Source organism: Micromonospora sp. NPDC007230 (genome assembly GCF_042869115.1).
GTDB lineage: Bacteria > Actinomycetota > Actinomycetes > Mycobacteriales > Micromonosporaceae > Micromonospora.
The window spans coordinates 1-23,135 of the sequence record NZ_JBIAFE010000026.1; the positions used below are offsets into that span (position 1 = coordinate 1).

Annotated in this window: 17 protein-coding genes; 11 read left to right on the forward strand and 6 right to left on the reverse strand. The window is 73.1% G+C overall.

The window, feature by feature from the left end:
- Positions 1–182: 182 nt before the first annotated feature.
- Entirely contained in the window at positions 183–860 is a 678-nt protein-coding gene (locus ACFYML_RS29095; protein WP_387423661.1) for a hypothetical protein, read from the reverse strand.
- Between the two features lie 69 nt (positions 861–929).
- On the opposite strand from ACFYML_RS29095, the gene ACFYML_RS29100 reads away from it, so the two are divergent.
- Genes ACFYML_RS29100 through ACFYML_RS29110 form a run of 3 tightly spaced genes read left to right on the forward strand, consistent with a single transcriptional unit; the run spans position 930 to position 5,316 of the window.
- Complete coding sequence (locus tag ACFYML_RS29100) at positions 930–3,548, forward strand: valine--tRNA ligase (RefSeq protein WP_387423662.1); 2,619 nt, start codon at positions 930–932, stop codon at positions 3,546–3,548.
- Positions 3,545–4,879 carry a bifunctional folylpolyglutamate synthase/dihydrofolate synthase gene (locus ACFYML_RS29105; protein WP_387423663.1) on the forward strand — a complete coding sequence of 445 codons (1,335 nt, stop codon included), beginning with the start codon at positions 3,545–3,547 and terminating at the stop codon, positions 4,877–4,879. Before ACFYML_RS29100 ends, ACFYML_RS29105 begins: the two co-directional genes overlap by 4 nt.
- Positions 4,876–5,316: a DUF4233 domain-containing protein gene (locus ACFYML_RS29110; protein WP_387423664.1), complete on the forward strand. Its 441-nt coding sequence runs from the start codon at positions 4,876–4,878 to the stop codon at positions 5,314–5,316. Before ACFYML_RS29105 ends, ACFYML_RS29110 begins: the two co-directional genes overlap by 4 nt.
- A gap of 30 nt (positions 5,317–5,346) precedes the next feature.
- Here the strand turns inward: ACFYML_RS29110 and ACFYML_RS29115 are convergent, their stop codons facing one another.
- Positions 5,347–6,591 (reverse strand): VOC family protein, encoded by a 1,245-nt coding sequence (locus ACFYML_RS29115; protein WP_387423665.1) that lies wholly within the window; start codon positions 6,589–6,591, stop codon positions 5,347–5,349.
- Between the two features lie 142 nt (positions 6,592–6,733).
- Between ACFYML_RS29115 and ndk the strand changes: the two genes are divergently transcribed.
- On the forward strand, positions 6,734–7,159 hold the full coding sequence (ndk, locus tag ACFYML_RS29120) for a nucleoside-diphosphate kinase (RefSeq protein WP_357444014.1): 426 nt from the start codon (positions 6,734–6,736) through the stop codon (positions 7,157–7,159).
- Between the two features lie 52 nt (positions 7,160–7,211).
- Here the strand turns inward: ndk and sigJ are convergent, their stop codons facing one another.
- A complete protein-coding gene (sigJ, locus tag ACFYML_RS29125) occupies positions 7,212–8,099 on the reverse strand; it encodes an RNA polymerase sigma factor SigJ (protein WP_387423666.1) in 888 nt (295 codons plus the stop codon).
- Complete coding sequence (locus ACFYML_RS29130) at positions 8,096–8,536, reverse strand: carboxymuconolactone decarboxylase family protein (protein WP_387272759.1); 441 nt, start codon at positions 8,534–8,536, stop codon at positions 8,096–8,098. Before ACFYML_RS29130 ends, sigJ begins: the two co-directional genes overlap by 4 nt.
- Before the next feature lie 468 nt (positions 8,537–9,004).
- On the opposite strand from ACFYML_RS29130, the gene ileS reads away from it, so the two are divergent.
- Entirely contained in the window at positions 9,005–12,193 is a 3,189-nt protein-coding gene (ileS, locus tag ACFYML_RS29135) for an isoleucine--tRNA ligase (protein ID WP_387423667.1), read from the forward strand.
- Between the two features lie 133 nt (positions 12,194–12,326).
- The gene (locus ACFYML_RS29140) at positions 12,327–13,025 is read left to right on the forward strand and encodes a lysophospholipid acyltransferase family protein (protein WP_357444006.1); all 699 of its coding nucleotides are present in this window, start codon (positions 12,327–12,329) and stop codon (positions 13,023–13,025) included.
- A 17-nt stretch (positions 13,026–13,042) separates the two neighbouring features.
- On the opposite strand, the gene ACFYML_RS29145 is transcribed toward ACFYML_RS29140, so the two are convergent.
- Both ACFYML_RS29145 and ACFYML_RS29150 read right to left on the reverse strand, forming a co-directional pair.
- Entirely contained in the window at positions 13,043–14,512 is a 1,470-nt protein-coding gene (locus ACFYML_RS29145) for a cryptochrome/photolyase family protein (RefSeq protein WP_387423668.1), read from the reverse strand.
- Positions 14,513–14,595: 83 nt separating this feature from the next.
- On the reverse strand, positions 14,596–16,395 hold the full coding sequence (locus ACFYML_RS29150) for a hypothetical protein (RefSeq protein WP_387423669.1): 1,800 nt from the start codon (positions 16,393–16,395) through the stop codon (positions 14,596–14,598).
- A 205-nt stretch (positions 16,396–16,600) separates the two neighbouring features.
- On the opposite strand from ACFYML_RS29150, the gene ACFYML_RS29155 reads away from it, so the two are divergent.
- The 5 genes from ACFYML_RS29155 to ACFYML_RS29175 all read left to right on the forward strand — a co-directional run bounded on the left by ACFYML_RS29155 (position 16,601) and on the right by ACFYML_RS29175 (position 23,067).
- On the forward strand, positions 16,601–18,586 hold the full coding sequence (locus ACFYML_RS29155) for a TIGR03960 family B12-binding radical SAM protein (RefSeq protein WP_387423670.1): 1,986 nt from the start codon (positions 16,601–16,603) through the stop codon (positions 18,584–18,586).
- A 200-nt stretch (positions 18,587–18,786) separates the two neighbouring features.
- The gene (locus ACFYML_RS29160; RefSeq protein ID WP_357443998.1) at positions 18,787–19,230 is read left to right on the forward strand and encodes a hypothetical protein; all 444 of its coding nucleotides are present in this window, start codon (positions 18,787–18,789) and stop codon (positions 19,228–19,230) included.
- 11 nt (positions 19,231–19,241) lie between these two features.
- Positions 19,242–20,672 carry a hypothetical protein gene (locus tag ACFYML_RS29165; protein ID WP_387423671.1) on the forward strand — a complete coding sequence of 477 codons (1,431 nt, stop codon included), beginning with the start codon at positions 19,242–19,244 and terminating at the stop codon, positions 20,670–20,672.
- 10 nt (positions 20,673–20,682) lie between these two features.
- A complete protein-coding gene (gene mycP, locus ACFYML_RS29170; RefSeq protein WP_387423672.1) occupies positions 20,683–22,092 on the forward strand; it encodes a type VII secretion-associated serine protease mycosin in 1,410 nt (469 codons plus the stop codon).
- Positions 22,093–22,347: 255 nt separating this feature from the next.
- Positions 22,348–23,067 carry a TIGR03936 family radical SAM-associated protein gene (locus ACFYML_RS29175; RefSeq protein WP_387423756.1) on the forward strand — a complete coding sequence of 240 codons (720 nt, stop codon included), beginning with the start codon at positions 22,348–22,350 and terminating at the stop codon, positions 23,065–23,067.
- Positions 23,068–23,135: the final 68 nt, after the last annotated feature.

The window sequence follows — 23,135 nt, forward strand, 5'->3', positions numbered from 1 at the left end:
CGGAAGCTAAGCCCTCCAGCGCCGATGGTACTGCACTCGGGAGGGTGTGGGAGAGTAGGACACCGCCGGACAAACATTCCAGTCAGGGTCACCCGATTTCGGGTGACCCTGACTGCGTTTTCGGCGCGGGAATCGCCGTGCCGCCGGACGCCCGCCGTGAACGGTGTCCCGCAGCGCCCTGGTCAGCGGCTCTGCATACCCTCGCGCAGCTGCCGGAACAGCACGGCCGAATCGTCCACCGGACGGCCCGCGAACATCGCCATCACCACGCTGCCGTGGTCGGCCCAGCCGCAGACCGCGAAGTCACCGCCGTCGCCGCTGGTCGAACCGCACTTCATCACCCCGCCCAGGCGGCCGGCGTCCACCTCGTGCAGCCTGCTCACCTTGCCGGTCTCGTCGGCCATCAGCCCGAAGAGGGTGTCCAGGTCCCGCTCCGGCTGCCAGAGCAACGTGGTGCCGCCGAACACGAGCACCGCCCGCTTGGCGTCGGCCGGGTCGCTGTAGACGGTGCCGAAGCTCCGGTCCAGGTCGATGTCGGCGGCGAAGCCGTTGCGGAGGTAGTCCGCGGTGGTGCGGGCGCCCTCGCTGTCGTCTCGGGTCAGCCCGGCGACCTTCGCCGGCGTATCCAGCGTGGTGTCCTTCTGGGCCAGCACCCGCCAGCCGCCGACGCCGAGCGCCCCAAGACCGGCCAACCCGACGGCCAGCGCCGCGCCCAGCACGATCCGGCGCCGGCGCGAGGCGGGACGCCGTTCGGGCTCCATCGCCGGATCCCGGCGGCTCAGCTGGATCGGCTCGTCGGTCAGGTCGACCGGCTCGGACCCGTCGTCCACCGGGCGCTCGGTGAGATGTGCGTCGGACATGTCCGCCACCGTACGCGAACAAGAGGTGGCGCACGTCAGGTCTCCAGAAGCGCTCCGTAGACTTTCAGGGTGACCGAGAGACTGGATGCCCGACGCCCCGACGCCCCTGCCCTTGCCGGCCAGTACCAGCCCGGCGAGGTAGAGCAGCGACGGTACGAGCAGTGGGTAGCCGCCGGCCACTTCCGGGCGTCGGCGGAGAGCGACAAGCCGCCCTTCACCATCGTCATCCCGCCGCCGAACGTCACCGGCTCGCTGCACATGGGCCACGCGTTCGAGCACACGCTGATGGACGCCCTCACCCGCCGCAAGAAGATGCAGGGCTTCGAGGCGCTCTGGCTGCCCGGCATGGACCACGCCGGCATCGCCACCCAGAACCTGGTCGAGCGGCAGCTCGCCACGCAGGGCCTGTCCCGCCACGACCTGGGCCGGGAGAAGTTCGTCGAGCGGGTCTGGCAGTGGAAGGCGGAGTCCGGCGGCGCCATCCTGGGCCAGATGCGCCGGCTCGGCGACGCGGTCGACTGGGACCGCGAGCGCTTCACCATGGACGCGGGCCTGTCCCGGGCCGTGCAGACCATGTTCAAGAAGCTCTTCGACGCCGGGCTGATCTACCGGGCGAACCGGATCATCAACTGGTGCCCGCGCTGCCTCACTGCGCTGTCCGACATCGAGGTGGAGCACACCGACGACGAGGGTGAACTGATCTCGATCCGCTACAGCGACGAGGTCGTGGTGGCCACCACCCGGGCGGAGACCATGCTCGGCGACACCGCGGTCGCGGTGCACCCGGAGGACGAGCGCTACCGGCACCTGATCGGCACGACCGTGGCGCTGCCGCTCACCGACCGGCGGATCCCGATCGTCGCCGACGAGCACGTCGACCCCAGCTTCGGCACCGGCATGGTCAAGGTGACCCCGGCGCACGACCCGAACGACTTCGAGATCGGGCAGCGGCACGACCTGCCGGCGCTGACGATCATGGACGAGCGGGGCATCATCACCGCGCCGGGCCCGTTCCAGGGACTCGACCGGTACGAGGCCCGCCCGGCGATCGTCGCCGCGCTGCGCGAGCAGGGGCTGATCGTGGCCGAGAAGCGGCCGTACCTGCACGCGGTGGGGCACTGCTCGCGGTGCAAGACCACGGTCGAGCCGCGGCTGTCGCTGCAGTGGTTCGTCAACACCGCCCCGCTGGCCAAGGCCGCCGGCGACGCGGTCCGCGACGGCCGGGTGCGGATCGAGCCGGCCGAGCTGGCCAAGCGTTACTTCGCCTGGGTCGACAACATGCACGACTGGTGCATCTCCCGGCAGCTCTGGTGGGGCCACCGCATCCCCGTCTGGTACGGCCCGGCCGGCGAGATCGTCTGTGTCGGCCCCGACGAGGAGCCGCCAACCGGCGAGGGCTGGCGGCAGGACGAGGACGTCCTGGACACCTGGTTCTCCAGCGGCCTGTGGCCGTTCTCCACCCTCGGCTGGCCGGAGCAGACCCCTGACCTGGCGAAGTTCTACCCGACCAGCGTGCTGGTCACCGGGTACGACATCCTCTTCTTCTGGGTCGCCCGGATGATGATGTTCGGCCTGTACGCGATGGACGGCGTGCAGCCCTTCGACGTCGTCGCGCTGCACGGCATGGTCCGCGACGAGCACGGCAAGAAGATGTCCAAGTCGTTCGGGAACGTGGTCGACCCGCTGGACTGGATCGACCGGTTCGGCGCCGACGCCACCCGGTTCACCCTGGCCCGGGGCGCCAATCCGGGTCAGGACGTGCCGGTCAGCGAGGAGTGGTGCCAGGGCTCCCGCAACTTCTGCAACAAGCTCTGGAACGCCACCCGGTTCGCCCTGCTGAACGGCGCACACACCGAGGGGCCGCTGCCGGCGGCGAGCGGGCTGTCGACGGTCGACCGGTGGATCCTGTCCCGCCTGGCGCACGTGACCGCCGAGGTGGACGAGCAGTTCGAGGCGTACGAGTTCGCCAAGGTGTGCGACCTGCTCTACCACTTCGCCTGGGACGACGTCTGCGACTGGTACGTGGAGCTCAGCAAGCCGGTGCTCGCCGAGGGCGGGCCGGCGGCCGACGCCACCCGCCGGGTGCTCGGGCACGTGCTGGACCAGCTGCTGCGCCTGCTGCACCCGGTGATCCCGTTCGTCACCGACGAGCTGTGGAGCGCGCTGACCGGCGGGGAGACGGTGCTCACCGCGACCTGGCCGGTGGCCGACCGTACCGGAGTCGACGACGCCGCGGAGAGCGAGGTCGGTACCCTGCAGCGGGTGGTGACCGAGATCCGGCGGTTCCGCTCCGACCAGGGGCTGCGCCCGACGCAGCGGGTGGCGGCCCGGCTCGACGGCCTCGGGCCGGCGGGCCTTGCCGCGCACGAGCCGCTGATGCGGTCGCTGGTGCGGCTGGACGCCCCCGGCGACGAATTCCAGGCCAGCGCCACCCTCGCCATGCCCGGCGAGGTGAGTGTCGCGCTGGACACCCGGGGCTCGATCGACGTGGCCGCCGAGCGGGCGCGGCTCACCAAGGACCGGGCGGCCGCCGAGAAGGAGGTCGCCCAGGCGCGGGCGAAGCTGGACAACCCGGCGTTCGTCGGCAAGGCGCCCGAGCCCGTGGTCGCCAAGATCCGTGAGCGGCTCGCGGTGGCCGAGGCGGACCTGGTCCGGATCGACGCCGCGCTGGAGGCGCTTCCCTCGTGACCGACCGTACCGAATTCGCCGCGGTGGAAGCCGCGCTCGGCGAGCGCGGCTTCACCCGCATGCATTTCGAGCTGGAGAAGATCGAGAGCCTGCTCGACCTGCTCGGCAGCCCGCAGCGGGCGTACCCGTCGATCCACCTGACGGGCACGAACGGCAAGACCTCGACGGCCCGGATGATCGACTCGCTGCTGCGGGCGTTCGGGCTGCACACCGGCCGCTACACCAGCCCGCACCTGGAGACCGTCCGGGAGCGGATCAGCCTGGACGGGGAGCCGGTCAGCGAGGAGCGGTTCGTCGCCACGTACCGGGAGGTGGCGCCGCTGGCCGAGCTGGTCGACCAGCGCGCCGCCGAGCCGCTGACCTACTTCGACATGACCACGGCGCTGGCGTTCGCCACGTTCGCCGACGCGCCGGTCGACGTCGCGGTGGTGGAGGTGGGGCTCGGCGGCGCCGAGGACTCGACCAACGTGATCCAGGCCGGGGTCGCGGTGATCACCCCGATCGGGCTGGACCACACCGAGTGGCTCGGCGACACCGTCGAGGACATCGCGCTGCACAAGGCGGGCATCATCCACAAGGGGGCCACCGTGATCGCGGCGGCGCAGGAGGAGGAGGCCGCCCGGCCGATCCTGGAGCGCTGCGCCGAGGTCGGCGCGACCGTCGCCCGTGAGGGCGCCGAGTTCGGCGTGCTCCGCCGGGCGGTGGCGGTCGGCGGCCAGGTGCTCACCATCCAGGGCCTCGGCGGGGTGTACGAGGAGATCTTCATCCCGCTGCACGGCGCGCACCAGGCACAGAACGCGGCCGTGGCGCTCGCCGCGGTCGAGGCGTTCCTCGGCGCGGGCGCCAAGCGGCAGCTCGACATCGAGGCCGTCCGGGAGGGCTTCGCCTCGGCCACCTCGCCGGGACGGCTGGAGAAGGTGCGTACCGCCCCGACGATCCTGCTCGACGGCGCGCACAACCCGCACGGGATGGCCGCCACGGTCACCGCGCTGCAGGAGGAGTTCGCGTTCAGCAAGCTGGTCGGCGTGCTCGCCGTGCTCGGCGACAAGGACGTGGCCAGCCTGCTGGAACTGCTGGAGCCGGTGCTCGACTCGCTCGTGGTCACCCGCAACAGCTCGCCCCGGGCCATGCCCGCCGACGCGTTGGCCGCGCTGGCCCGGGAGGTCTTCGGACCGGACCGGGTGCAGGTCGCCGAGGAGATGCCGGACGCCATCGAGTCGGCCGTCGCCGAGGCCGAGTCCGACGTACCGGGCGAGCTGGCCGGGGTCGGCGTGCTGATCACGGGATCGGTGGTGACCGTGGCCGACGCCCGCCGGCTGCTCAAGCGATGACCGGCCCGGTGGAGGAGCGCCCCGGCGCCGAGGACCACCCGGCCAGGCCTGCCCCGTCCTCGCCCGGTCCGGGTGACGGCGAGCCGGGCCCGGGGGAGCGGCGGTCCGGGTTGCGGAACCCGGACAAGGCCGTCCGCGGGCTCGGCGCGGGGACGCTGGCGCTGGAGGCGTTGGTGCTGCTGCTGGCCATCCAGCCGATCCGGGTGGTCGGCGGGCACCTCGGCGGCACCGCGGTCGGGGTGATCGTGGCGCTGGCGGTGGCCTGCGTGGTGCTGGCCGGACAGATGAAACGGTCGTGGGCCTGGCACGCCGGGACCGTGCTCCAGGGGTTGCTGATGCTGTCCGGGCTGCTGCACTGGTCGCTGCTCGTGCTGGGGGTCATCTTCGCCCTGGTCTGGGCGTACGCCCTGCACGTGCGGCGGGTCGTCCTCGGCTGAGCGCCCCGGCCGGACCCCGCTCGGCGCGACTCAGGCGTCGGCGAGGGTGCGCCACTGGGTGAGGGCGACGCCGTGGCCGTCCGGGTCGCGGAAGGCCGCCGCCCACACCTCCAGCTTCGTGCCCCGGTTGACCACCCGTGGGGCGTACGTGAAGCGCACGCCGGACCCGCGCAGCCGCTCGTACGCGGCCTGGATGTCGTCGACCTCCAGGTTGACGTGGACCAGCCGGCGGCTGATCGGCGCGGCCCCGCTCACCTGGCGCAGCACCAGGCGGGTCGCCCCGGAGGAGAGGACCGCGTTGCCGGTGCCGCGGTCGAGCTCCTCGAAGCCGAGGCGTCGGTAGAAGTCCAGCGACCGGTCCAGGTCGGTGACGAGCAGGGTGATCCCGACCCCGCTGATCGGGGTGGCCAGCTCGGCCGGCTCGTCCCCGGCCGGGCCGAAGATGGCCTCGTCCAGCTCCTCCGGGGTGGGCGGCACCTCGGCGGCCGGCTCGTCCAGCGGGACGTCGATCGGGTCGACCGGCACGGTGTCGAACCGCTCATCGGCCGGCGTGCGCGGGGCCGGGGTGGCCCGGCGCGGCAGCGGGCCGCCGGCCGTCGGCTCGACGAGTTGGCCTTCTAGCACCACCGGGCCGCCCGGGCGCTGCTGCACCACCACCGGCTCGCGCGGCTCCGGCGGCGCCGTGACGTCGTCGAGGACCGGGTCCGGCGCGGGCGGGAAGTCATCCCGGAAGTCCTCCTCCGGGCGGTCCGCCCACGGCGGGGCCTCCTGCGCGATCAGCACCTCGTCGACCGGGTCGGGACCGGCGTACTCGGGCGGGAGGTCGGCGACCGCGGCGGCCGTCTCGGCGTGGGTGGGCACCTCGTCCCACAGCACGCGGACGTGTCGCTGGTCGTCGAGGGCGACGCGGACCGGCAGGGCCTGGCCCAGGGAGGGCCACTTGGCGACCGGGACCCGCGGCTCGATGATCTTCTTGGACCGGGGTGGCAGCCCGGGCGCGTCGATCACCAGCTGGAGCTCGCAGCGGCCGAACGCGTACTGGGTGGGCGGCTCGGAGGCGCTGTGCACGTGGCCCAGGCCGACCACCCAGGTGCGCCCGCCACCACGGACGGTGGCCAGGGCGATCGCCAGCACGAGCAGCGCGATGCCGAGCGCCACGATCGCCCAGCTCGTCATGCCCAGACCGAACAGCACGATGAAGGTCGCCACGGTGCCCAGCACCGCGCCGATCAGCTTGCGCACCGGCGCGATGGGTCGGTTCCCGCCATTCGCCACAGTGGACCTCCCGGGGTCTAGGGCCAGGCTAGGCCGTGTCGGCGACCGGGGGAAAGAGCGGCCGCCGCGTCGGTGCCGGGACCGGGTCGCTACGCTGACCGTACCCAGCCCGACCCGCTTCCGCGCACAGGAGGAACCCAGCGTGTCCAGCAGCAGCCCGGACGAGCGCACGCTCGTACTGATCAAGCCGGACGCGGTGCGCCGCGGTCTGGTGGGCGAGATCCTCGGCCGTTTCGAGCGCAAGGGCCTGCGGATCGACGCGTTGGTCTCCCGGACGATGGACGGCGACTTTGCCGACCAGCACTACGCCGAGCACGTGGACAAGCCGTTCTACCCGCCGCTGAAGACGTTCATGACCGGTGGTCCGCTGGTGGCCCTGGTGCTCTCCGGCGACCAGGTGATCGAGGTGGTGCGCGGGATGATCGGCAGCACGGACGGCCGCAAGGCCGCCGCCGGCACCATCCGCGGCGACTTCTCCCTCTCCAACCGGGAGAACCTGGTGCACGCCTCCGACTCGGTCGACAGCGCCAAGCGGGAGATCGCCCTCTGGTTCCCCGAGCTGGGCTGACGTCCTCGCCGACGGCCCTCGTCCCCGCTGGGACGGGGGCCGTCGCGTGTGTTCAGCCGGGGACGCGGGTCAGCTTGTCGGGGTTGCCGACCAGGTAGACGCCGGTGATCCGGCCGTCGGCGGCGGCCACCGCGAGCGTGTAGCGGGTCCCGGCCGGCCAGCGCAGCAGCAGCGCCGGCGCGCCGTTCAGCTCGGCCGGCGTCGTCCGGATGCCGGGGGCGCGATCGCGGGCGTAGATGCCGGCGAAGAAGCGGGCGATCCGGTCCGCGCCGTGTACCGGGTTGCGCGCCGCGCGGACCCGGCCGCCACCGTCGGACCAGGCGGTGGCGTCGGCGGCGACGAGGTCGGTCAGGCGGGCCAGGTCGCCGTCGCGCGCCGCGGCGAGGAACGCCTCCAGCAGCCGCCGCTGCTCGGCCGCGCCCGCGGTGAACCGGCGCCGGTCGTCGGCGATCCGCGCCACGGCCCGGTGGTGCAGTTGCCGGCAGTCCGCGGCCGACCGGCCGAGCAGGTCGGCGATCTCGGCGTACGGCAGAGCGAACGCGGTGTGCAGCACGTACACCGCCCGCTCCGGCGGGGTGAGCCGCTCCAGCAGGTGCAGCAGCGCGGTGGAGAGGGTGTCCCGCAGTTCGACGGTGTCCAGCGGCCCGAACGGCGACGGTGCGGTCGGCACCGGCTCGGGCAGCCACGGACCGACGTACGTCTCCCGGGCCGCCTGCCGGGCGCGTAGCCGGTCCAGCGCCAGCCGGGTCACCACCCGGGACAGGTAGCGGCGCGGCTCGGCGACCGACTCCCGGTCGACGTCCAGCCAGCGCAGGTACGTCTCCTGCAGCACGTCCTCGGCGTCGTGCAGGCTGCCGAGCAGCCGGTACGCCAGCCCGAGCAGCATCGGCCGGTGCGCGGTGAGCGCACCGGCCGCCTCCGCCGCCCCGGTCGTGGTCACACCTCGAGCGGGGGTTCGTTCCGGGTGCTCACCGAGATTCGGTTCCACACGTTGATTGTGGCGATCGCGACGAGCAGGTCGGCCAGTTCCTTCTCCGACCAGACCTTCGCGGCGGCGTCCCACACGTCGTCCGGCACGCCGTGCTCGCCGAGCCGGGTGACCGCGTCGGTCAGCGCCAGCGCGGTCCGCTCCCGCTCGTCGAAGAACGGCGCGTCCCGCCACGCGGCGACCGCGAACAGCCGCCGGCTGGACTCGCCGGCGGCGAGCGCGTCGCGGCTGTGCATGTCGACGCAGTACGCGCAGCCGTTGAGCATCGACGCCCGCAGCTTCACCAGTTCCAGCACGGTGTGGTCCAGGTTCTCCCGGACGTACTTCTCCAGCCCGAGCACCGCCTGGTACGCCCCCGGCGCCACCGCTGGCATGTTGATCCGACTCATCCCGGCCTCCTCGTGTCGTCGATTCGCCTACCCGACGGATACGGCGCCGGCCGGCGTGACGACGCGGCCCTGTGACGCTGCTCATGCGAGCTGCGCCGGGCCGGCTGACCCTCGTCGATCATGAGGTTGGCGGCGGTGACGATCTCGGGATCCGCCGCCAACCTCATGATCACTGGGGGTGGGGTGATACTCGGGGGCGGAGCGGCCGCGGGGTCGAGTACGCTTGTCGGGACACAGGCGACGACCCGGCCATCACCGGCGAGCCTCCGGAAGAACGGCCGGGTGACCGGCCCAGTAGAACCGGACGGGACCGGCCCGTCACAGCCGGCCAACGAGCGGGCGGTCGCACCTTGACCGCCAAGCGGGGTGGTACCGCGGGCCTTGCCCGGCACGCCGGTGACGGCGTATCGGAAGGGTTCGTCCTCGCAGACCACACGACGAGTGAGCTGCTGAGGAGAGCGACCCCCGATGGCCTATCCGTTGCACGACCCGACCGCCGCCGGTGTCCCGGCGAGCCCGGACCTGCCCGCGGTGGAGCGCCGGGTCCTGGAGCACTGGACGGCCGACAAGACCTTCGAGGCCTCCGTCGAGGCAAGGCCGGCCTCCGGCCGGCAATCGGAAACGGCGGCGGGCTCCGCCGGCGGCGGCGGAGCCGCCGACAACGAGTACGTCTTCTACGACGGCCCGCCGTTCGCCAACGGCCTGCCGCACTACGGCCACCTCTTCACCGGGTACGTCAAGGACGTGGTGCCGCGCTACCAGACCATGCGCGGCCGCCGGGTGGAGCGGCGCTTCGGCTGGGACTGCCACGGCCTGCCGGCCGAGGTGGTGGCCGAGAAGCAGCTCGGCATCACCAGCAAGGCCGAGATCCTCGACCTGGGCGTGGCCCGGTTCAACGAGGCGTGCCGCACCTCGGTGCTGGAGTTCACCCAGGACTGGGAGCGGTACGTCACCCGGCAGGCCCGTTGGGTGGACTTCGCCAACGACTACAAGACGCTCGACCTGGACTACATGGAGAGCGTCATGTGGGCCTTCAAGACCCTGCACGACAAGGGTCTGGTCTACGAGGGCTTCCGGGTGCTGGCGTACTGCTGGCGGTGCGAGACGCCGCTGTCGAACACCGAGACCCGGATGGACGACGTCTACAAGGACCGGCACGACCCGACCGTGTCGGTGTGGTTCGAGCTGACCCCCGACGAGGGCGCGCCGGAGTTGCTGCGCGGCCCGGTCCGGGTGGGCGTCTGGACCACCACGCCGTGGACCCTCCCGTCGAACCTGGCGCTCGCCGTCGGCCCCGACATCGAGTACGCGGTGCTGGAGCGCGACGGCGCGCGGTACGTCGTCGGCGCCGCCCGGCTCGGCGCGTACGCCAAGGAGCTGGAGGGGTACGCGCAGGTCGGCACGGTGTCCGGCCGCGATCTGGTCGGGCGCCGCTACGTGCCGCTCTACGACTTCCTGGTCGAGCAGGCCGGGCCGAACGCGTACCAGGTGCTCGGCGCGGAGTTCGTCACGACCGAGGACGGCACCGGGATCGTCCACCTGGCCCCGGCCTTCGGTGAGGACGACCAGAACGTCTGCAACGCGGCCGGCATCCCGACCGTCGTCACCGTGGACGACCACACCCGGTTCACCGCGCTGGTCCCGCCGTACCAGGGCGAGCAGGTCTTCGACGTGAACAAGTCGGTGATCCGGGAGCTGAAGGAACGGGGGGTGCTGCTCCGGCAGGACACCTACACCCACTCGTACCCGCACTGCTGGCGCTGCGACACCCCGCTGGTCTACAAGGCGGTGTCGTCCTGGTTCGTGGCGGTGACCCAGTTCAAGGACCGGATGGTCGAGCTCAACCAGCAGATCAACTGGACGCCGGGGCACATCAAGGACGGCTCGTTCGGCAAGTGGCTGGCCAACGCCCGCGACTGGTCGATCAGCCGGAACCGGTTCTGGGGCTCGCCGATCCCGGTGTGGAAGTCCGACGACCCGAACTACCCGCGGGTGGACGTGTACGGCTCGCTGGCCGACCTCGAGCGGGACTTCGGCGTACGCCTGACCGACCTGCACCGGCCGGCGGTGGACGACCTGGTCCGCCCCAACCCGGACGACCCTACCGGTGCGTCGATGATGCGCCGGGTGCCGGAGGTGCTGGACTGCTGGTTCGAGTCCGGCTCGATGCCGTTCGCCCAGGTGCACTACCCGTTCGAGAACCGCGAGTGGTTCGAGCACCACTACCCGGGCGACTTCATCGTGGAATACATCGGGCAGACCCGCGGCTGGTTCTACACCATGCACGTGCTGGCCACCGCGCTGTTCGACCGGCCGGCGTTCCGCAACTGCCTCAGCCATGGCATCCTGCTCGGCTCGGACGGGCGCAAGATGTCCAAGAGCCTGCGCAACTACCCGGACGTGTACCACGTCTTCGACTCGTACGGGTCGGACGCGATGCGCTGGATGCTGATGTCCTCGCCGGTGCTGCGCGGCGGCGACATGTCGGTCACCGAGGCCGGCATCCGGGACGCGGTACGCCAGGTGCTGCTGCCGTTGTGGAACGTCTGGTACTTCTTCTCGCTCTACGCGAACGCGGAGGGCTACCAGGCGAAGCGGCGGGTGGATTCCACCCACCTGCTCGACCGGTACGTGCTGGCGAAGACGAACGAGCTGGTGTCGACGGTCCAGACGCAGATGGACGCGTACGACATCTCCGGCGCGTGCGCCACCGTCCGGTCCTACCTGGACGCGCTGACCAACTGGTACGTGCGTCGCTCGCGGGACCGGTTCTGGTCCGGTGACGCGGAGGCGTTCGACACGCTGTGGACGGTGCTGGAGACGCTCTGCCGGGTGGTGGCGCCGCTGGCGCCGCTGACCGCCGAGGAGATCTGGCGCGGCCTCACCGGCGAGCGGTCGGTGCACCTGACCGACTGGCCGGCGGCGGCCGAGTTCCCGGCCGACCACGAGCTGGTGACCGCGATGGACGCCACCCGGGCGGTCGCCTCGGCGACCCTGTCGCTGCGCAAGGCCAAGGGGCTGCGGGTGCGGCTGCCGCTGTCGAAGCTGACCGTGGCCTCGTCGCGGGCGGACCAGTTGCGGCCGTTCGCCGACCTGGTCGCCGACGAGGTGAACGTCAAGCAGGTGCAGTTCACCGACGAGGTGTCCGCGTACTGCCAGCAGGTGCTGACGGTGGTGCCCCGCGCGCTCGGCCCGCGGGTCGGCAAGGCGGTCCAGCAGGTGATCAAGGCGGTCAAGGCGGGGGAGTGGGAACTGGTCGACGCCACCCCGGTCGCCGCCGGGGTCACCCTCGCCGAGGGCGAGTACGAGCTGCGCCTGGTCGCCGCCGACGCCGAGCACTCCGCGCCGCTGCCCGGCGGCGAGGGCGTGGTCGTGCTGGACACCGAGGTCACCCCGGAGCTGGCCGCCGAGGGGCTGGCCCGGGACGTGGTCCGGGTCGTCCAGCAGGCTCGCCGGGACGCCGACCTGGACGTCTCGGACCGGATCGTGGTGGCGCTGTCGGCGTCCGACGAGGTGCGCGCGGCGGTGTCCGCGTACACCGACTTCGTTGCCCGGGAGGTGCTGGCCGACACGGTCGACTTCGCCGAGGGGGTCGAGGGCTTCGCCGGCGAGGTCGGCGAGGGCGAGCGGGTGACGGTCGCCGTGCGGCGGGTATGACCTGCTGAGGGTGGTGGTCCGGCGGGCTGAGATCCGGCGGACCACCACCCGGGCGGCCGGCCACCCGAGAGGGCCGGCATGGGGCCGTCCGCTACCGTGACACCGCCTGTCCCGTACGACCGCCGGAGGACCCGTGCCCCTGCTCTACACCATCGGCAAGCTCGCCGTGGCGCCCACGATCCGGTTGGCCTTCCGTCCAACCGTCGAAGGGCTGGAGCACATCCCGGCGACCGGTGGCGCCATCTTCGCGGGCAACCACCTGTCGGTTGCCGACGAGCTGCTCCTCGGCACGGTGGTGCCGCGGCACCTGGCCTTCTGGGCGAAGTCGGAGTACTTCAAGGGCACCGGCGTGAAGGGTGCGTTCTCCAAGTTCGTGCTCACCGGGCTGGGCGCCATCCCGGTGGAGCGGGCCGGCGGCCGGGCGGCGCTGTCCGCGTTCGACGCCGCCATCCCGGTGCTCAAGGCCGGTGACCTGGTCGCCGTCTACCCGGAGGGGACCCGCTCCCCGGACGGTCGGCTCTACCGGGGCCGCACCGGCGCCGCCCGGCTGGCGGTGGCGGCCGGCGTGCCGATCATCCCGGTCGGCGTGACCGGCACCGACAAGGCGCAGCCCATCGGCACGCGGGTGCCCCGGCCCGGCCGGGCCGAGATCGCCATCCGGTTCGGCAAGCCGCTGGACGTCACCGGCCGGTCGGACGACCGGACCTCGCTGCGCGCCATCACCGACGAGCTGATGAGCGAGATCCAGAAGCTCACCGGCCAGGAGTACGTGCCCCGCTACGCCCCGCCCCGCGCCCAGCCGGCGGTCAGCGGCGAGCCGCCGACCGCCTGAGCCGTCCGGCGGGGCCGTCACGGCGGGTCGTTGCCGCGGCGCTTCTCCTGAACGACCACGGCGGCCAGGTCGCTGAGGCCTTCCAACTGCTTGATGGTCCGGGCCAGCCGGGCGTTGGCCGGGATCCGGGGGCGGTTGGTGGACAGGAACGCCCAGTAGCCGGCGGTGAACGGGCATGCATTCTCGCCGAGCCGCTCACTCGGGTCGTAGCGGCAGCCGCCGCAGTAGTCGCTCGTCCGGTTGAGGTACGCGCCCCCGGCGACGTACGGCTTGGTGGTCATCCGGCCCAGGTCGGCGTACTGGCTCAGGCCGATCACGTTGCCGGTCATCACCCACTCGTAGCCGTCCACGAACCGGGTGTGGAACCACTCGGCCAGCTCCGCCGGGCGCCAGCCGCGCTGCAGGGCGTAGTTGCCGAGCACCATCAGCCGGGGGAGGTGATCCGCCCAGCCGCGGTCGCGGACGCCGGTGAGCACGTCGGACAGGCAGTGCGCGTCGACCACGTCGGCGTCCAGCTCGTTCCACCAGGCCGGCAGCGACCGCCGCGTGGCCAGCTCGTGGCGGTTGCGCCGGGCCGGCTCGAAATACCAGTACATGTGCCAGACGTAGTCCCGCCAGCCCATGATCTGCCGGACGAAGCCCTCCACGCCGGCCAGCGGCGCGCCCTCCGTGCGGTACGCCTGCTCGGCACCCCGGACCGCCTCCATCGGGTCCAGCAGGCCGAGGTTGAACGCGGCGGACAGCACGCTGTGCGCCTGCCAGGGGTCGCCGGCGAGCATCGCGTCCTCGTACCGGCCGAACGCGGCGAGCCGGTGCCGGAGGAAGTGCCGCAGCCGGGCCTCCGCCTCCTTCGCGGTGGCCGGGAAGTGGCGGGGACCGTCCCGGCCGACGAACCGGATGCCCTCCCGCTCCCAGCGGTCCAGGTCGGCCCGGACCTCCGCGTCGATGTCGTCCTCCCTCGGTCTCGGCGGAGCCGGTACGCCCAGCGCGCCGCCCTTCGGCGGCGGCTCGCGGTGCTCCGGGTCCAGGCTCCACCGGCCGCCCACCGGGTCGCCGCCGGTCATGAGCACCCCGTGCCGCTCCCGGGCGAAGCGGTAGAACGCCTCCATCCGCAACGCGCCCCGGCGGCCGTCGGCCCAGTCGGCGAAGTCCGCCAGGCTGGTCACGTAACCCCGGGCCGGCAGCACCGTGACCCGGTCCAGGTTGCGGACGAACCCCAGCGCCCGACGGGAGGTCGGGTGGCACACCTCCAGCGGCTCGCGGACCTTGCTGAGCGCCTGCCCGTACGTCTCGGCCCGCAGGAAGATCGCCTGGTCACCCAGCTCGGCGGCCCGGTGCCGCAGCGCGGAGAGGATCAGATGGGCCTTCTGCCGGTGGTAGACGCGACGCCGGAAGACCGCCTTCGACTCGATCAGCAGGACGGGTTGCTTCCGGTCGTCGAGGAAGTGCGGCCCCAGCTGATCGGCGAAGAGCCAACGGCGCGACATGTCGCGATTGTGAGTCAATCACCCATTGTGAGCGGCGCGACGCGAGGAGCTTTATGTGATCGATACCTTGCGCAGCGTGAGACTCACTGCTTCGGGGTCACCACCTGCTGTCGTAGGTCGTTCAGCAGGCGGCCGCTGTCGTCCACGGAGAGCCGGGTGAAGACACCGGTGGTCAGGCTGCCGTGATCGACCGAGGTGCACACCACCACCGCGTCGCCGTCCGACCGGCCGACCGCGCAGCGCTCGTACCGGCCCCGGACACCGGTCTCCACCGTCACGGCGTCGCCCAGCGCGTACCGGTCCCGGAGGCGGTCGATCTCGGCGTCGGCGTCCGCCTCGGGGCTCAGCCGGAACCCGGTGCCGCCGAAGAGGGTCACCCGCTTGCCGTCCTTGTTGGTGTAGATCCCGGCGAACGTGTCCTCGGCGAGCAGGTGCGCCTGGCGTACCTGGGTCTCCAACTCGGCCGCGTCGGCCTGGCTGCGCTGGTCCTGCCGCAGCCGCAGGTCCCTGATCTGGTCCGGCAGGGCCGCGCTGGCCGGGTACTGGGTGCGGAGCGGCTGGGCCCACCAGAGGGGCAGGCCGCAACAGCAGGCGACGGTCAGCAGCAGCACCCAGGGCCAGCGGCGCCGGCGGCGGACCGGGACGGGCACGTACCCCTTGGGTGGTTGGAATCCGGGCGGCGGCGCGGCCGGCGGTGCGGCCGGGCGGCGGCGCTGCTTCGGCGGCGCGGGCCGGGGCGGCGACACCGGGGCCGGCGACGGCGACACCGGGCGGGCGGCGACCGGCGGCAGCGGGATGACCGGCGGGCGGGCCTGCGGGTACGGGGCGTGCGGGTGCGCGACCGGTGGGTACGGGGCGTGCGGGTGGGCGACCGGCGGCGCCGGACTGGCCGGCGGCGCGGCCGGATAGGGCAGGGTGTGGGCCGGCGGCGGGTAGGACAGGGTCGGCGGCAGCGCCGGGAAGTCGGCCGAGTGCAGGTCCCAGCCGGTGGTGTCGACACCCTCCCAGGGGTCCACCGGGACCAGGTGTTCGGGCGAGTCCACCGGCGGCGGCGGGGTGGGCTCGGCGGACTCGCCCCAGGACCGCCTGCGCGGCGGCGGGGCCGGCACCGGCGCGGACCCGCTCCACCGGGGCGCGGGCGGCTCGGCGCGGGTCTCCATCCGGGTCGGGTCCGGTCGGTCCGCCTCCCGCGCCGGGTCGGGGCGGTCCGTCTGCCGCGTGGCGTCGAGGCGGCCGGGGACCGCTGCCGAGCCGGCCGGCCGGTTCGCAGTGGCCGGGCGGGGCGGTACGGCGGCCGAGCCACGCGCCGGGGAGACCGGCGCGTCGGCCGGCGGCGCCGGTGCGTCCTCGGCGCCCGCCGACGCGTCCTCGCTGCTCGTCGGCGCCCCGGCGGCCCGGTCGTCGGTGTCCGGGTCGCTCGACGCGGGCCCGTGCGGGTCGGCCGGCGCCGGTTCGTCGGTGGCCGGTGCCGGTTCATGGGAAGCTGCCGGCGGCATTCCTGGCCCCGGCTCGGACCGGTCGCCGACCGGGCCGGTCGTGGCCGGTTCGTTGGTGGCCGCCGGGGTGGCGGTCGGTGCCGGTTCGCGGGGGGCCGCGGGCGGCTCGCCGGGCCCCGGCTCGGCAGGATCGCCGGCCGGGCCGGTCGGTGCCGGTTCGCCGGTGGTCGTGGCCGGGTCGGTCGGGGCCGGTTCGTCGGTGGCCGGGGGCGGCTCGTCGGCGGGCGTGCCGCCGTCCGGTGCCGGCGCCGGCGGCGCGACCGGATCGGTGGCCGGGGTGGCCGCCGGTACGGGGGCTCGGCTCGGCCCGTCGGTGCCCGGATCCCCGCCGGTGGCCGGGGTGCTCCCGTCGGCCGGCCGGTCGGTGCCCGGCTGCGGCTCCGGCATCGCGGCTGTCTCCTCTCGCGCCGGTTGCGAGGCTAGTACCGGCGTGCCACCGCCGACGAATCCGCTCGTCAGCCCGTCCCGTCGCCGATCTCGGACGGCTGCCGTGCGCTGCGGACGGGACGTATCCAAGATCCAGAAGAGCCGAGCGGTGGGCTGCTGTGGTGCGCCGTGGTGTCCGGTGGCCCACCGCGTACCCTTGGGCATCATGAGTGCCCCGTCCACGGCGCCGCGTCCCGTCGCGGCTCATTCCGTTTGGCCCCGGCTGGAGCCGCTGCTGCCGCAGGTGACCAAGCCCATCCAGTACGTCGGTGGCGAGCTGGGTGCGGTGATCAAGGACTGGGACGCCGCGGTCGTCCGGTGGGCGCTGATGTACCCGGACGCGTACGAGGTGGGCCTGCCCAACCAGGGCGTGCAGATCCTCTACGAGGTGCTCAACGAGCTGCCCGACGTGCTCGCCGAGCGGACGTACGCGGTCTGGCCGGACCTGGAGAAGCTGATGCGCGCCCACGGCGTGCCGCAGTTCACCGTTGACGCGCACCGCTCGGTGCGCGACTTCGACGTGTTCGGCGTCTCCTTCGCCACCGAGCTGGGCTACACCAACCTGCTCACCGCGATCGACCTGGCCGGCATCCCGCTGCTCGCCGCCGACCGCACCGACACCGACCCGGTGATCGTGGCCGGCGGGCACGCCGCGTTCAACCCGGAGCCGATCGCCGACTTCGTCGACGCCGCCGTGCTCGGCGACGGTGAGGAGGCGGTGCTGGAGATCACCGGCATCGTCCGGGAGTGGAAGGCCGAGGGCTGCCCGGGCGGGCGGGACGAGCTGCTGCTGCGGCTGGCCCGCACCGAGAGCGTCTACGTGCCGCGCTTCTACGACGTGGACTACCTGCCCGACGGCCGGATCCAGCGGGTCGTGCCGAACCGCCCCGACGTGCCGTTCCGGGTGCACAAGCGCACGACCATGGACCTGGACGCCTGGCCGTACCCGAAGAAGCCGCTGGTCCCGCTCGCCGAGACGGTCCACGAGCGGTACGCGGTGGAGATCTTCCGGGGTTGCACCCGCGGCTGCCGGTTCTGCCAGGCCGGCATGATCACCCGCCCGGTGCGGGAGCGCTCGATCACCACGGTCGGCCAGATGGTGCAGCAGGGGCTGGAGTTCTCCGGCTTCCACGAGGTGGGCCTGCTGTCGCTGTCGTCGGCCGACCACTCCGAGATCGGCGACATGTGCTCCGGCCTCGCCCAGCAGTACGAGGGCACCAACGTCTCGCTGTCGCTGCCCTCGACGCGGGTGGACGCGTTCAACATCGACCTGGCGCAGGAGCTGTCCCGCAACGGCCGGCGTACCGGGCTGACCTTCGCCCCCGAGGGCGGGTCGGAGCGGATCCGCAAGGTGATCAACAAGATGGTGTCGGAGGACGACCTCATCCGCACCGTGGTCACCGCGTACACCAACGGCTGGCGGCAGGTGAAGCTCTACTTCATGTGCGGCCTGCCGACGGAGACCGACGAGGACGTGCTGCAGATCGCCCGGATGGCCCACGAGGTGATCAAGGCCGGCCGGGCGGCGACCGGGTCCAAGGACATCCGGTGCACGGTCTCCATCGGCGGGTTCGTGCCGAAGCCGCACACCCCGTTCCAGTGGGCGGCGATGGAGCGGCCGGAGGTCATCGACGCCCGGCTCAAGCTGCTCAAGCAGGCGATCAACGCCGACCGTTCGCTGGGCCGGGCGATCGGCTTCCGCTACCACGACGGCGAGCCGTCGCTGATCGAGGGCCTGCTGTCCCGAGGTGACCGCCGGGTCGGCGCGGTGATCCGCAAGGTCTGGGCGGACGGCGGCCGGTTCGACGGCTGGAGCGAGCACTTCTCCTACCAGCGGTGGGTGGACGCCGCCGCCGAGGTGCTGCCGGCCTTCGGGGTGGACCTCGACTGGTACACCACCCGGGAGCGCGACGAACTGGAGGTCCTGCCCTGGGACCACCTGGACTCGGGCCTGGACAAGGACTGGCTCTGGCAGGACTGGCAGGACGCCCTGTCCGAGTACGAGCAGGACGACTGCCGGTGGACCCCGTGCTTCGACTGCGGGGTCTGCCCGGCCATGGACACCGAGATCCAGATCGGCCCGACCGGCCGAAAGCTGCTGCCGCTGACCCCGGTCAACGGCCTGAAGCTGCCCACCGGCGCCCCGCAGTAGCGCCGCCGACGCGTCCGGAGCGCCGGGACCTCACCAAGGTCCCGGCGCTCCGCCGTTTCCGGCACCGGTCAGCAGGCCCGTCGCCGGCGATCCCATCTGGTGCCGTGACCCCGGGGTGGGGGTGCCTGGATTGGCGGCGACTCGATACGCTGCGTCCGACATGGACCGATCGGCGGGTCGGCAACGGGGAGGACAGCAACATGGGTGACATCAGGCCGCCGGCCACCGGCGACCTCCACGTCAGTGTCGAGGACCTGGACGCCGCGGCGGAGTACGTCGAGCGCTTGAAGCAGTACGTCGACGACACCATCGGCTACGAGATGGAGCGCATCAAGGAGCGGATGAAGGGCGACAGCAACAACGCCCAGACCGTCCCGAACGGCACCCCCTTCGGCGCGTACGAGGACGCTCGCATGCAGTGGCAGGCCCTGACCAGGTCGACGGCCAACATGGAGCTCCATCTCAAGGCGATCTCCAACAAGCTGGCCGGGCTCAAGAAGGGCACCGAGGACATCGCCAAGGCGTTCCGGGACGCCGAGGCGCGCAACGCGGCCAACGGCAAGGAGATCGAGCGGATGCTGGAGTCCGCCACGCCGCCGCCCGCGCCCGGCGGCACGCCCACCACCTACCCGTACACGGCCTGAGGGGAACGGTCATGGCAGGAGGAACCTGGGAGCGCTGCGTCCGCGAGGTGACGCTGTCCGCGGACCCGGAGACGGTCGGCTCGGTGAGCGTGGGGTGGAACAACCTCTCCACGGCGCTGGGCCACCTGCGGGACTCGCTGGTCGGGCGGTCGTTCGTCGGCCCGATCGCGCCGGGCACCGAACGCCCGCACGTCGACGGTCTGCCCGCGATGCTCGCGGGTTGGAAGGGCAGCGGGGGTGACGCCTACCGGGAGCACCTGGGTGACATCGGCAAGGACATCGAGAAGCTGATCACCGACGCGAGCAACGTCAGCGGCGCGCTGTCCCGGATCGAGGGCGACATCCGCAAGTCGGTCGCCAGCATCCCGATCCCGCTGATGGACGACTTCGGCTGGAACGAGTGGAGCCTGCCGAACGGCACCGAACTCGACGACGCCCGGGACGGCGAGAGCGCGTCCGGCTTCCTCGCCGCGCTGCGCAAGGACTACCAGAACAACCCCGCCTCCTACGCCGACGGCGCGTTCCGCGACAAGGCCGACGACCTCGAGGCGACCATGAAGATCGACGGCAACGCCAACGACAACAAGCGGGGCGGCTGGTGGGACACCAAGTCCCACCTGGACAACTGGTACCGCGACAACCAGCAGGCCGCCAACACCGCGATGTCGCCGCTGCCCACCGCGGTGGAGACCGAGCGGCCCAGGCTGGTCGTGTCGGCGCCCGAGGAGACCGGTTCGGACGGCTACACGCCCGACGACCGGAAGACCCCGTCCAGGTACCCCGGTGGGGGTGGCGGCGGAGGTGGCGGCGGCTTCGGTGGCGGCGGCCCCTCCATCGGCAGCACGGGCATCGGCGGCGGTGGCGGCGGTTCGTACGGTGGCGGCACCTCGTCCATCGCGCCGCCCACCGGTGGCGGCTTCGGGGGCGGGGGAGGCGCGGGCTCCCTGACGCCGCCGTCGACCGGCTCCGGCTACCCGGGCACCGGCAGCCCCGACTACGGCAGCGGCCTGGCCGGCGCCGGTGGCCCGACCACCACCGCCGGCAGCGGGTACGGCGGCCCGAGTGGCCTGGGCAACCCGGCGCTCGGCGGTGGCAGCGGCTTCAGCGGAGGCGGACCGGGCTCGGCCGGCGGCTTCGGTGGTGGCGGCGTCGGCGCGGCCGGCGGGATCGGCATGGGCGGCATCCCGGGCATGGTCGGCGGTGGCAACGGCAAGGTGCCGCCGATGACCAGCGCGGCCAGCGCGCTGCGCAACGCGGCCGGCGCCGGCGGCGCGGGTGGCCCGCGGGGCGCGGGGATGATGGGCGGCGGCATGATGGGCGGCGGCATGGGCGGCCATGGTGCCGGCGGGCATGGTAGCGGTGCGGAGCACTCGTCGTGGTTGACTGAGGACGACGATCCGTGGGGCACCGGCGACGCCGGGTCCCCGGGCATCCTGCGGTGAGGACGGACGGATGAGGTTGCACGTCGGCGCGCTCCGGCCGGCCGTGGCCGGCCTGCTGGCCGGGCTGATGGTGCTGGGGGCCGCCCAACCGGCGGCCGCCGCGCCGCGCCGGGCCGAGCAGTGGTATCTGGACGAGCTGCGGATCGAGCAGGTGCACAAGCTCTCCACCGGGCGGGGCGTCATCGTCGGGGTGGTGGACAGCGGTGTGGACGCCACCCACCCGGACATCCGGGGTCAGGTGCTGCCCGGTGGCCGCAGCTACGGCGCCTCCGGCGAGGGGCGCGCCGACGAGGAGGGTCACGGCACCCACATGGCCGGCATCATCGCGGCCACGAACGCCAGCCGCGACGGCGTGGACGGCGTCGCCCCGGGCGCGAAGATCCTGCCCATCAAGCTCAAGGCGGGTAAAGGCGCCAACCCCACAGGTGCGTCGGCCCGCGGCATCCGGATGGCCGTCGACGGCGGCGCCAAGGTGGTCAACCTCTCCTACGGCGGGCCGGGCTACGCCGAACCGGACGTGGAGAGCGCGATCAAGTACGCGCTGGACCGGGACGTGGTCGTGGTGGCCGCCGCGGGCAACACCGCCAAGGGGAGCGTCGACGTCGACCAGCCCGCCAACGTCCCCGGCGTGATCGCGGTGACCGGCACGACCCGGGGCGGCGCCTTCTGGAGCGGCTCGGTCCGCGGACCGGAGGCGGTGATCGCCGCGCCCGGCGACGGCATCTACAACATCGGTCCCGAGCACGGCTACGGCTGGGGTGACGGCACCTCGGACGCCAGCGCGATCGTCTCCGGCATCGCGGCGCTGATCCGGTCGAAGTACCCGAACCTCGACGCGCCCAACGTGATCAACCGGATCATCCGTACCGCCCGGGACGCCGGCCCGCCCGGTCGCGACCCGCAGTACGGCTTCGGGCGGATCGACCCGGTCGCCGCGCTGACCGCGAACGTGCCGACCGTCTCCGCGAACCCGCTGCTCGAGGCGGCCGCCCCGACCAGCCAGGCCCCCGCCCAGGCGGCCGAGGACGACAACTTCGACGTGACCAAGTACGGCGACCGGGGTGGCCCCACCGACCAGCAGGTGATGGTGATCGGCATCGGCATCGCCGTGGTGCTGGTGGTCCTGCTGGCGCTGGCGATCTTCCTGATCTGGAATCGGCGCCGGTACCGGCGCGACGCGGCTCGCGCGGCCGGCGCGGCGGACGAACCGCACGACGGGATCCCGCCCGGCGGCGGCTACGGCCCGCCCGGCGCCCCGCCGGTTCCGGCCGGCTACCACCCGCCGGGCGCTACGGCCGCCCCCGGCTACCCACAGCCGGGTGGCGCGCCCGCCCCGGGCGGCTACGCCCCGCCCCCCGGCAACATCCCGCCACCGGGACCCGGGACGTACCCGCCGCCCGGGGGCGGCAACCGCTCCTGATCGGCGCACCTTGTCGTGGCCGGCCGGGTGACCTGCGCGTCACCGGCCGGCCACCGGCGTGTCCGGGCTGGGCGGTAGGGGCCCGGCTGCCCGGTTCGGACCGGCCTTCCGGACTCCTCCGGCCGCCCCGGCTGCGTGCCGCCCGCGGGGCTGCGCCAGGATGGGACGGACACGCAGGCAGCACCCGAGGAGTTCACGATCGCCAGAAAGCCTCAACCCGAGGGCGGCCAGGCGCCGGTCGTCCAGCGGGTCCGGATCCGGTACGCCAAGCGCGGGCCGCTGCGGTTCACCTCGCACCGGGACTTCGCCCGAGCCTTCGAGCGCGCGCTGCGCCGGGCCGGCGTACCGATCGCCTTCTCCCAGGGCTTCACCCCGCACCCGAAGATCTCGTACGCCTCGGCCGCGCCGACCGGCGTCGCCAGCGAGGCCGAGTACCTGGAGATCGGCCTGCGCGAGCCGGTCGATCCGGAGCAGCTGCGGATCGCCCTGGACGCCGCGCTCTCGCCCGGGCTCGACGTGCTCGACGCGGTGGCGGCCACCGGCGGCAGCCTGCCCGACCGGATCGAGGCGTCGCGCTGGCGGATCGAGCTGCCCGAGGTCGACCCGGCCGAGCTGGAGCGGGCGGTGGCAACCTTCACCGCCGCCGGGGAGATCCAGGTCGAGCGGATGACCAAGCAGGGCCGGCGGACCTTCGACACGCGGGGCGCCGTCATCAGCATCGATGTGCTGGCCCCGTCCGAGACGCCTTCCGGGGCGACGGCCGTACCGTGTGCGATACTCGAAGTGGTCGTACGGCAGGTCACCCCGTCCGTGCGACCCGATGACGTCCTTTCCGGCCTCCGCGTGGTGGCCGACCTGGAGCCGCCGGTCTCACCGAGGGTGATCCGGCTGGCACAGGGCACGCTGACCGCGCAGGGCGAGATCGTCGATCCGTTGGATGCGGATCGCGACGGGGCAGCCATCGGAGAGCGCTGACCGACGGTCGGCGCTCTGGCAGGCAGACTTCGGCGGTCGCGCACCTGCGCCCGGCGGAAACACCTTTT

Coding starts and splice junctions, on each gene's coding strand:
- ACFYML_RS29095 (WP_387423661.1), bottom strand. CDS start 860: ATGTCCGACGCACATCTCACCGAGCGCCCGGTGGACGACGGGTCCGAG.
- ACFYML_RS29110 (WP_387423664.1), top strand. CDS start 4,876: ATGACCGGCCCGGTGGAGGAGCGCCCCGGCGCCGAGGACCACCCGGCC.
- ACFYML_RS29130 (WP_387272759.1), bottom strand. CDS start 8,536: ATGAGTCGGATCAACATGCCAGCGGTGGCGCCGGGGGCGTACCAGGCG.
- ileS (WP_387423667.1), top strand. CDS start 9,005: ATGGCCTATCCGTTGCACGACCCGACCGCCGCCGGTGTCCCGGCGAGC.
- ACFYML_RS29145 (WP_387423668.1), bottom strand. CDS start 14,512: ATGTCGCGCCGTTGGCTCTTCGCCGATCAGCTGGGGCCGCACTTCCTC.
- ACFYML_RS29150 (WP_387423669.1), bottom strand. CDS start 16,395: ATGCCGGAGCCGCAGCCGGGCACCGACCGGCCGGCCGACGGGAGCACC.
- ACFYML_RS29155 (WP_387423670.1), top strand. CDS start 16,601: ATGAGTGCCCCGTCCACGGCGCCGCGTCCCGTCGCGGCTCATTCCGTT.
- ACFYML_RS29160 (WP_357443998.1), top strand. CDS start 18,787: ATGGGTGACATCAGGCCGCCGGCCACCGGCGACCTCCACGTCAGTGTC.
- ACFYML_RS29165 (WP_387423671.1), top strand. CDS start 19,242: ATGGCAGGAGGAACCTGGGAGCGCTGCGTCCGCGAGGTGACGCTGTCC.
- mycP (WP_387423672.1), top strand. CDS start 20,683: ATGAGGTTGCACGTCGGCGCGCTCCGGCCGGCCGTGGCCGGCCTGCTG.